This window comes from Clostridia bacterium (assembly GCA_012840125.1).
Classification (GTDB): Bacteria; Bacillota; DULZ01; order DULZ01; family DULZ01; genus DULZ01.
Map to the genome: position 1 here is coordinate 1 of DULZ01000060.1, position 10317 is coordinate 10317.

7 protein-coding genes and 1 pseudogene are annotated in these 10317 nt (G+C 55.1%); 6 read left to right on the forward strand and 2 right to left on the reverse strand.

Annotated features, from left to right (window positions below):
* Both GXX34_07405 and GXX34_07410 read left to right on the forward strand, forming a co-directional pair.
* Positions 1-96, forward strand: a 96-nt coding sequence (locus GXX34_07405; GenBank protein ID HHW07343.1) for a hypothetical protein, incomplete at its 5' end; no start/stop codon positions are given.
* 36 nt (positions 97-132) lie between these two features.
* Complete coding sequence (locus GXX34_07410; protein HHW07344.1) at positions 133-1857, forward strand: 2Fe-2S iron-sulfur cluster binding domain-containing protein; 1725 nt, start codon at positions 133-135, stop codon at positions 1855-1857.
* A 154-nt stretch (positions 1858-2011) separates the two neighbouring features.
* Here the strand turns inward: GXX34_07410 and GXX34_07415 are convergent, their stop codons facing one another.
* Together GXX34_07415 and GXX34_07420 are read right to left on the reverse strand one after the other, a co-directional pair.
* Positions 2012-2221, reverse strand: a complete 210-nt coding sequence (locus GXX34_07415) for a hypothetical protein (protein HHW07345.1) — start codon at positions 2219-2221, stop codon at positions 2012-2014.
* A 324-nt stretch (positions 2222-2545) separates the two neighbouring features.
* A complete protein-coding gene (locus GXX34_07420; protein ID HHW07346.1) occupies positions 2546-4747 on the reverse strand; it encodes a sigma 54-interacting transcriptional regulator in 2202 nt (733 codons plus the stop codon).
* A gap of 370 nt (positions 4748-5117) precedes the next feature.
* On the opposite strand from GXX34_07420, the pseudogene GXX34_07425 reads away from it, so the two are divergent.
* From GXX34_07425 to GXX34_07440, 4 genes and pseudogenes are all read left to right on the forward strand, one after another.
* A pseudogene (locus GXX34_07425) lies at positions 5118-5392 on the forward strand (hypothetical protein).
* Between the two features lie 675 nt (positions 5393-6067).
* Positions 6068-8095 carry an SAM-dependent DNA methyltransferase gene (locus GXX34_07430; protein HHW07347.1) on the forward strand — a complete coding sequence of 676 codons (2028 nt, stop codon included), beginning with the start codon at positions 6068-6070 and terminating at the stop codon, positions 8093-8095.
* Positions 8092-8901, forward strand: a complete 810-nt coding sequence (locus GXX34_07435; protein HHW07348.1) for a TIGR02391 family protein — start codon at positions 8092-8094, stop codon at positions 8899-8901. Before GXX34_07430 ends, GXX34_07435 begins: the two co-directional genes overlap by 4 nt.
* On the forward strand, positions 8898-10317 hold a 1420-nt coding region (locus GXX34_07440; protein ID HHW07349.1), incomplete at its 3' end, for a restriction endonuclease subunit S. The genes GXX34_07435 and GXX34_07440, both read left to right, overlap by 4 nt.

A 10317-nucleotide genomic window follows, 5' to 3' on the forward strand; every position in this document is an offset into this window, starting at 1 on the left:
CGCCTCGGCGGCTTCGCCGAAGTGGAGCTCGGCTACACCGAAGAACAGGCCGTGCAAGAAGCCTGCCGCTGCCTCCGCTGCGATTACCGGGAGTAGTGTCAAGGCAAATATGTGGTTGAAGGAGGGAGCAGAATGGAATTAGTTACTTTGACCATTGACGGCCGGGAAGTACAGATCGAAAAAGACAAAACAATTCTTGACGCAGCGAAGAAAGCTAATATCCACATCCCTACCCTTTGTTACCTGGCGGAAATCAACCAGATCGGCGCTTGCCGCATCTGCCTGGTGGAGGTGGAAGGCGCCAGAACACTCACGGCAGCCTGCACCGCTCCCGTAGCCGAAGGCATGAAAGTATATACCAATACCCCGCGGGTCCGCAAAGCACGGCGGACGAACTTGGAACTCCTTTTGTCCAACCATGATGACAACTGCCCGGCTTGTGCCAGGAACCTGAACTGTGAACTGCAGAGCCTGGCCCAGAGCTTCGGCATCAGGGAAAACAGGTTTAAGGGACAAAGACTGGATTTTCCCAAGGATACGTCTACCCCGGCCCTCATCCGGGATCCAAACAAATGCATCCTGTGCCGGCGCTGCGTCGCCGTCTGCCGTGAAGTCCAGACCGTCAAAGCCATCGTACCCCTGGAAAGAGGCTTTACCACCATCATCGGCCCCGCGTTCCAGGAAAACCTGTCGGATTCCACCTGCGTCCAGTGCGGCCAGTGCGCCCTGGTGTGCCCCACCGGCGCTATTGTGGAAAGAGAATACATTGACGAGGTCTGGGCCGCCATTGATGATCCCGAGAAGCATGTGGTGGTGCAAACCGCGCCCGCCATCCGGGTTGCCATCGCCGAGGAATTCGGCGGGGAACCGGGGGAAATCAGCACCGGCAAGCTGGTGGCTGCCCTCCGGCGCCTGGGGTTTGACAAGGTCTTCGACACGGACTTCACCGCCGACCTGACCATTATGGAGGAAGGCAGCGAATTCCTGCATCGCCTGCAGCACGGCGGCACCCTGCCCCTGATGACCTCCTGCAGCCCCGGTTGGATTAACTTCATCGAAACCTTCTATCCCGAGCTGCTGCCCCATCTCTCGACCTGCAAGTCGCCCCAGCAGATGTTTGGCGCCCTGGCCAAGACCTACTACCCGCAGAAGGCCGGCATCGACCCGGCCGATGTGGTCAGCGTCTCCATCATGCCTTGTACGGCGAAGAAATACGAGAGCCAGCGCCCGGAGATGAGAGACAGCGGTTACCGGGATGTGGATTACGTGCTGACCACCAGGGAACTGGCCCGCATGATCCGGCAAGCCGGCATTGACTTTGCCACATTACCCGAAGAAGACTACGACGATCCCCTGGGCATCTCCACCGGTGCCGGTTTGATCTTCGGCGCCACCGGCGGGGTCATGGAAGCAGCTTTGCGCACCGCTTATGAACTGGCCACCGGCAAAGAACTCAAGGAAATCAACTTCTACGATGTCCGGGGCCTGGACGGCATCAAAGAAGCTCAAGTAGACGTGGACGGTACCCAGGTCAAGGTGGCGGTAGCCCACGGCCTGGGGAATGCCCGGAAACTGATGGAGCGAGTGAAGGCAGGGGAAGCTGACTATCACTTCATTGAGGTCATGTGCTGCCCCGGCGGCTGCATCGGCGGCGGCGGCCAGCCCATTCCCACCAACACGGAAATCCGGGCCAAAAGAATCAAGGGCATTTACGCCGGCGACGAAGCCATGCCCCTGCGTAAATCCCATGAAAACCCAGCCGTCCAGCAGCTGTACAAGGAATTCCTGGGACAACCCTTGGGCGACATGTCCCACAAGCTGCTGCATACCCATTACACACCTAAAGAAAAATACTAGTGCGGCTGCCTGCCTTCAGGCATAACGGTCAATCCGGCCGGTGTTGCCCCGGGGCGAAAAGCGGAGGGAGTAGGAATGAGCATCAAGCCCCGGCCCAACACCGGCCCTGTTTTATCGATCACCGGGCACATTCCCTCACCGCTTAACCGCAAAGCTAGTTTTGCTCCACCCGCAGCTGCACCTGCTGCCAAGGATCAATCTCGTACCGGCAATCTTTGAACCATTCCCAGTTGGACGCCAGGCAATTATATGCTGCATCCACCCTGGCGTAAGCCCGGTTCAATTCCTCCGGAGAATAGAGGACGCGCCAGTGATGCCGCTTTTCCTCCCCCGCGGCTCTTTGCCCTACCGGCAGAACTGACATGGAAATCCCTCCCTTGCCGTGAAATCTGATTATAAATTCCCGTACAACCCTGCGTTCAAACCGTTTTCACGCACATTTTTGTCATACTGGCGATGCAAGTTTGATGCCATACCGGGCCTGAAAAAGAAAAAAGCCGTCACCCATTGGGACGACTGCGTTTCCGCCGGCAGGAAAAGCAAACCCCTTCGCCGGCATCCGAAGGGATCCTGCCTGCTTGTTCAAACTCTTGAACAAGCATCAGCCAAATTCATGTTGAAGCTAAGCCAGGCGCTGCATCAGCTTGTTCAAATAGTCGGACATGCCGTTTGTCTTTTTGAACGCCTGTCAGCAGTAGTCTTGAACATTGATATCCAGCCGTTTCAGCATTTCGTGGAAAGTGCTGCGGTTCATCCCCAAGGCTTTTGCCGCCCTCGCCTGGACCCAGCCATGGGCTTTTAAAGCATCTAGCACAAGCTTCCGCTCATAATCCCGGACGGCTTGCCGGTAGGAGAAGACCCCCGCCGGTTCCCCAGCCGCTCCCGTCAGGCTGGGGGGCAGGTCCTTCGGGGTAACCAGCTCTCCCTCGCAGAGAATGACGGCCCTTTCCACCACATTTTCCAGCTGCCGCACGTTTCCCGGCCAGGGGGCCTGCTCCAGGATTGCCATGGCTTCCGGGCTGAAGCCGGTACAGCGTTTGCCGTGCTTCTGGTTAAATTTCTCCAGGAAATGCCGGGCCAGCAAAGGAATATCCTCCCTCTTTTCCCGCAAAGGAGGCAGCACGATGCTGACCACATTCAACCGGTAAAACAAGTCCATGCGAAATCGCTTTTCTTCCACCATGCGCTCCAGGTCCTGGTTGGTAGCGGCAATGATCCGCACATCCACTTGCCGGGGCTGGGTATCACCAATCCGGAAGAATTCCCCCTGCTGCAGCACCCGGAGCAGTTTCCCCTGCAGCGACGGGCTCAGATCCCCTATTTCATCCAGAAACAGGGTGCCGCGGTGGGCTTCCTCGAACAGGCCTTTCTTAGCCTGGGTGGCCCCGGTAAAAGCCCCCTTGACATAACCGAAGAGCTCGCTCTCCAGCAGGTTTTCCGGCAGGGCGGCACAATTGATGGTGACGAAATTCTGCTCGCTGCGCAAGCTGTGATGGAAAATGGCCTGGGCCGCCAGGTCTTTCCCGGTGCCGCTTTCACCCCGTAACAAGACGGTGCAGTCCGTGGGCGCCACCTTGGCTATTAGATTCTTGACTTCTTGCATGGCCGGGCTGTTGCCGATCAAACCGTAATCGTGCCGTTCCCTCAACTGCTGCCGCAGCCGCAAGTTATGTTCTTGCAACTGCTTCACCAGGTACGGGAGACACATCTTGTTGTCTGCCAGCCCCCGGTAAACGGCCGCGGCCTTCTCCCGGCAGGTACTGTAGCCGCAGGCACCGCAGTTGAGCTCATCTTCCGGGGAGAACTTGTTCAGCTCCGCCAGGATCTTGTTGATTTCCCCTTCCGACGGCACCGGCAAAGGGGAACCCTTTGGTTTAAAACGGCGGGAAAGAAACACGACGGGCATGTCCTCCGGGTTCAAATCCTCCCGGCCCCGTTCCCGCTCCCGGTAATAAGCCACTATCCTTTCCCTTTTCTGAAAGATGTCCAGCTCCGTGCTCAGCATCGGCCCGTTGATGCACCCTTCACAGAACAAGGCATCGATAAAGTACTTTTTCCCACCGGATTCCTGCAGCGCGTCCAGCATGGCCAGGCAATTGTCCTTGCCTTCCACCGTCATGATCTCCGTCTTAAGGAGGTCATGGTCAAAAGCAGCGCTTTTTAAAAGCCCCCCGCTCAGGGGATAGACCCGGCCCAAGCCGGGGGGCGGGTTGTCGAAATCCATGGTACCCGTCACCGTATCGGGCAGGAGACCGCGCAATTCATCAAAAGTGAGCACGGCATCCACTCCCCAGGCCTCTTCCCGGTCGTTGATCTCTTCCTTCTTGGCAATACAGGGCCCGGCAAAAACCACCTTGACCCCCTCACCGTAACGGGCTTTAATATACCTCCCGGTGGCGACCATGGGGGACACCACCGGTACCAGGGCGGGAACCAGCTCCGGGTAGTATTTTTCCACCAGGTTGATGATAGCAGGGCAAGGAGTGCTGATCCAGGGGCCCTCCCCGGGTTGTTGGTCCAGTAGCCGGCGGTATTCCCGGGAGACCAGGTCCGCGCCCAGGGCCACTTCATATACTTTCCAAAAACCGGCTTGCTTCAAGGCCGCCACCAGCCGGCCGGGCTCCAGGTCCAGGAACTCGACGACAAAGGACGGGGCCAGGCAGGCCGCCACCCGCTCGCCGCCCCGGAGCCAGTCTTTCACCTGATCCAGTGCACTGACGATGGTTTTCGCTTTTTGAGAGCACACCTTGATGCAGTGCCCGCAGGCAATACACAGCTCCGGTACTACCTTCGCCTGCCCGTTTACCACTTTAATGGCTTTCACCGGGCAGTTGCGGACACAGGCATAACAACTCCGGCAATGGCCTTCCCTGGTAGAAACAATCCCCATGCTCTATCACCCCGGCTCGAAACGATTTCCAGATTCTTGTGACCGGCCTTTAGGTCATCCCCGGCGGGCACTTAGCTCCCGGCAGCTGAGTGCGCCACTGCATTGCACTGGGTAATACCTCTGGCGATGTCTTTAGTATCTAGGATTGTGAAAACATTAACAACCTTACTTATACTTTACCAGTTGCGGCAGCTTAATGCAAGCCTTAATCCAGCCACCCGGAGCCAGGGCAGCGCAGGCACCGGTACAAAAGCTCAAATAATCCGGTGGTCAAAATTCCTTCTCCCTTGCCTGGTTAAATTGGAACTATATTCCATTTGTTTCCATATCATATACCAGAAATTACCTGAAAGGAGAGAAAAGTATGTCGATGTATATCACCCATGACAAAAATGGAAAAGGGGATCATCACTGCCACAAAGATAAACCCGAGCCCTGCCCGCAGCTGCCCGGCACTCTCCTGCGGGTTTTCATCCCGGCCGGAGCGGTGCTCAATCTCTTGGCTTGTTTGAATTAACCTCCCCCAGCGGCATCTGCCTGGTAGTGCGGATCCCTCTCTTCCAAAACAACAGCGGCCCCAACCTGAATTCCATCATCGATACCATCCGGCAAGCCGGCGGCACCGTGGAAATCGTCACCGAATAACGAGCAGATGCCGGGTAAGGCGGCGCCTGGGTAGACCAAGCGCCGCCGGTTCTTAACATGGGTTAGTCTTTAAGGGAACCATTAAACAAAAGCGCAAATGTAACCAATAAGCACAATACCTGGCTATTGCAAGGCAAATGTTGTACTTCGACCGGGCCATGGCATCCTATTGGCTGTGGATGGTAGGAAAAAGCAGATAAATGTCGAAATACACATTGCGCTGGGGCAAGGCGGTTTGGTGACCGAAGCATAAGTTAAAGACTCTACTTGTGTACCGAGGTATCCGATACACGTACTAACAATCTATTTTCAACAGCCGCATTTGGTTTTTAAGAAGCAGTCATTTACCGAATGTACCTGCTATTGAGGATAGGTCATCTGGAATACTGCGGGAAGTCAGTGCTTGCTGGTACCGGCACGGTAACATCCAGGAGCACTTATCGTGATTGCCGAGAATGTACCATGCAGGAGGCTTGGAAACGCTAGTGCGCTCAAGTGCGAATTATCTGATATGCCTAGGTAATTCGCCTTTTGTGTTTGGTAAAAGCGTCATACACAGACAGTTGAGTACCTTTAATGTCTTATAATCAATAACAATTGGACGAGCATTTTTGACAAGCCTATACCCAGACTAAGAATATATAGAATATACTATCTTTGTGGGGGAATTCTGATATGGAAAACGGTCAACTGACCTGGATCACAAATTTCATTTGGAGCATCGCGGATGATGTGCTGCGCGACCTGTACGTGCGAGGCAAGTACCGCGACGTAATTCTCCCGATGACCGTGATCCGCCGATTGGATGCGGTGTTAGAGCCTACCAAACAGGCCGTGCTTGACTTAAAAGCTGCGCTTGACCAAGCTGGGATCATACAACAAGACGCCGCCTTGAGGCAGGCCGCCGGGCAAGCCTTCTACAACACTTCACCCTACACGCTACGCGACCTCCGGTCTCGTACCAGCCGCCAGCAACTAGAAGCGGATTTTCGCATTTATCTCGATGGTTTCTCGCCCAACGTGCAGGAGATCATCGACAACTTTGAGTTCCGCAACCAAATCCCCCGCTTAGCCAAAGCCGATGCTTTGGGGACGCTCATTGAAAAGTTCCTCGACCCATCCATTAACCTGAGTCCTTACCCCGTGCTGAACAGCGACGGCACCGTCCGGCTGCCCGGCCTCGACAATCACGCCATGGGCACCATCTTCGAAGAGCTGGTACGCCGCTTTAACGAGGAAAACAATGAAGAAGCCGGCGAGCACTGGACCCCACGCGACGCCGTGAGGCTGATGGCCCGCCTGATCTTCGAGCCGGTCGCTGACCAAATCGAATCCGGCACTTACCTGCTCTATGACGGCGCCTGTGGCACCGGTGGGATGCTCACGGTGGCCGAAGAAACCCTGTTGCAACTAGCAAAAGAACGTGGCAAACAAGTCTCCGTGCATCTTTTCGGACAGGAGATCAACGCCGAGACCTATGCCATTTGCAAAGCTGACCTTTTACTCAAGGGCGAAGGGGATGCCGCTGACAACATCGTGGGCGGGCCGGAGCATTCGACCCTATCCAACGACGCTTTCCCCGGTCGCACCTTCGACTTCATGCTCTCCAATCCACCCTATGGTAAGAGCTGGAAAAACGATCTGGAACGCATGGGTGGCAAAACAGGCATCAAGGACCCGCGCTTTGTCGTGCAGCATCGTGGAGAGGAGCTTTCCCTAATCACCCGCACCAGCGACGGCCAAATGCTGTTTCTAGTGAACATGCTCTCCAAGATGAAGCACGATACCCCCCTCGGCAGTCGCTTGGCTGAGGTACACAACGGCTCGTCGCTTTTTACGGGGGACGCCGGCCAGGGCGAAAGCAATATTCGCCGCTGGATTATTGAAAACGACTGGCTCGAGGCGATCATCGCCCTGCCGCTCAATATGTTCTACAACACCGGTATCGCCACCTATATCTGGGTGCTCACAAATCGCAAACCCAAACACCGCAAGGGACGTGTTCAGCTTATCGATGCGACGCAATGGTACAAGCCCCTGCGTAAGAACCTGGGCAAGAAAAACTGCGAGTTATCTGAAGAAGATATCCGTCGCATCGTTGATACTTTCCTCGAATTCGAGGAGACCGAGCAATCCAGAATTTTCCCCAATGCATCCTTCGGTTACTGGAAGGTAACGGTTGAACGTCCCTTACGCCTGCAAGGCATCGACCCCGAACGCGCTTACACCCCTAGGGAGATCAAGGAGCTTCGGGAGAAAGCTGAGCGGGCAGACGACGCACCGCCGGTCATCAAGAAGATTCATAAACCGGGCACCACGCCCGATCCGCTTCGCGGGCTGTTTGAGGCTACCATTCAAGGCAAGTTGCGCGTGGTTGAGTACGAGCCTGACACGGAACTTCGCGATAGCGAGCAGGTCCCCTTCCTCGAGTGCCCGGCGTGCCATCAACCCGGTTACCTGCCGAACTCGAAAGACCAGCGCGTAGCCATAGAGACCTTCCTGCGCCGGGAGGTGCTTCCCTACGCGCCTGACGCGTGGTACGACCCTGCTAGCGTCAAAGTGGGATATGAGATCAACTTCAACCGATACTTCTACAAGCCAAAGACCCTGCGCACTCTGGAGGAAATCCGCGCCGACCTTCTGGCGGTGGAGAAAGAGGCAGATGGATTATTGGATGAACTTCTGGGAGGATCAATGAGATGAGTGCGGTCCCACCTTTTCCCAATGCTCAGATTGAAGCACTGGCGCGCTTACTTGGTGACTGCGGTACAGGAAGCGAGATTTCCCGAGTTCTTCAGGAAAGGGGACTGCTGGACCATTCCGGCGAATCTACGAAGTGGCGACGCCTTTACTGGGTATTTCAACATTATCAGAATGAGTACAAGTGTGCCAATCACGTGCTTGATTTCGTACGCGCATTTCTCGCCCCAGCTCGGTTTATTGGCCGGCATGAGGAGTTCGAGACTTATCGACAGCGCCTCAACCAAATCTTACTTTTTTCCGGGTTAGAGTACGGACCCGATGGGCAATTTCGTCGAGTGAAGGCAGTGACGACACTTGACGAGGCAGAAAAACGTGTACAGACTATCCGGGCGAAGTTAAAAGGCCGTAGTGTCCATCCGGAGGTGTTAAAGTATTGCCGAGCCGAACTAATGCAGGACAACTACTTTCATGCCGTATTCGAAGCAACAAAAGGACTTGCCCAACGTATCCGAAACATGACGGGCGTTCAATTGGACGGCGCCGCGCTCGTTGATCATGTTTTCGCTATTGACCGACCCCTTATCGCTCTGAACTCTCTCCGGACAGAAAGCGAGAAGTCAGAGCACAAAGGCTTCGCATTACTATTGAAAGGGTGCTTCAGCGCCATCCGGAACCCACGTGCTCACGAACCAAGAGTCTTGTGGAAAGACGGAGAAGACGACGCTGTAGACTACCTTACACTCCTTTCTTTATTACATCGCAAGCTGGATGATGCCGTGCTTGTTCGTAGAGGAGGCCAGCCATGATACATACCCTGACTGCCTATCCCGCCTACAAAGACTCAGGCGTGCCGTGGCTTGGAAAAGTGCCAGCACATTGGGAGGTGCGGCGACTACGTAATACTGTGGAGACACGAATCAGCAATGTTGACAAACACTCCAAGGAGGGCGAGGAACCCGTTCGCCTCTGTAACTATGTAGATGTGTACAGGCACGAGAGAATCCATTCCAACATGGAGTTCATGAAGGCAACGGCATCAGTGGAAGAAATTGAGCGGTTCCGCCTGGAAAAGGGCGACGTTCTGATCACGAAGGATTCTGAGGTATGGGATGATATTGGAGTGCCCGCGCTCATCGAGTCCTCGGCGCCAGACCTTATCACCGGCTACCATTTGGCCTTATTGCGCCCAAAGCAGGTGGTCGAAGGAGCATTCTTGCTTCGTGCCCTTCAGAGTCCCCAAGTCGCCTACCAATTTTATGTCGAAGCGAAAGGAGTAACGCGTTACGGGCTTTCACATGGTGCAATTAAGTCGGCAGTGATACCCCTTCCACCCCTGCCCGACCAGAACGCCATCATGCGGTTTCTTGATTGGGCGGAGCTGCGGATTCGGCGGGTGATCCGAGCGCGGCAGCGGCGGATCAAGCTGCTGGATGAGTACAAGCGAGTCCTTACACACCAGGTCGTCACTGGCAAGTTCAATGTTCGCACGGGTCAGCCTTATCCGGCTTACAAGCCTTCCGGTGTGGAATGGCTTGGCCGGGTTCCTGAATACTGGGAAGTGCGACGGCTCAAGACGATTGTAGATCACATTAACAAGCAAACTAACACCAAAAATGAAGAGGAACTGTACATAGCACTAGAACACGTTGAGAGTTGGTCAGGTAGACTTCTGGTGTCATCCAGAGAAGCACACTTTACCAGCGCCGTGAAGCGCTTTCGAACTGGAGATATTTTATTCGGAAAGCTCAGGCCATATCTTGCTAAGGTTGTTCAGCCCAAACAAAACGGCGTCTGCGTCAGCGAGTTCCTTGTCTTGCGCGCAAGATCGGTTATTGCACCCGAGTACCTTGAGGTAGTTCTTCGATCAGCACTAGCTATTGATTTTATAAACAGCTCTACGTACGGTGCCAAGATGCCACGGGCTGAGTGGACATTCGTCGGTAGCATGCTGTTTCCGCTTCCATCGCTTTCCGAACAAACCGCTATCGTTGAATACCTCAACGGTCAAACGGCCAAGATCGACGCCGCTATTGCCGCCACCCGCCGCGAAATCGAACTCTTGCAAGAATACCGCACCCGCCTGATTGCCGACGTTGTTACCGGCAAGGTAGATGTACGCGAAGTAGCGACCCAGTTGCCGGACGAGCCAGCCGAGGAAGCGGCTGAGTTAATGGAAGCGGACGAGATAACCGAAGGCGAGGCGGAAAATGATGCCGCCACAG

Excerpts from the sequence above, each read along its gene's own strand:
- GXX34_07410 (HHW07344.1), top strand. The coding sequence starts at position 133 with ATGGAATTAGTTACTTTGACCATTGACGGCCGGGAAGTACAGATCGAA.
- GXX34_07415 (HHW07345.1), bottom strand. The coding sequence starts at position 2,221 with ATGTCAGTTCTGCCGGTAGGGCAAAGAGCCGCGGGGGAGGAAAAGCGG.
- GXX34_07420 (HHW07346.1), bottom strand. The coding sequence starts at position 4,747 with ATGGGGATTGTTTCTACCAGGGAAGGCCATTGCCGGAGTTGTTATGCC.
- GXX34_07430 (HHW07347.1), top strand. The coding sequence starts at position 6,068 with ATGGAAAACGGTCAACTGACCTGGATCACAAATTTCATTTGGAGCATC.
- GXX34_07435 (HHW07348.1), top strand. The coding sequence starts at position 8,092 with ATGAGTGCGGTCCCACCTTTTCCCAATGCTCAGATTGAAGCACTGGCG.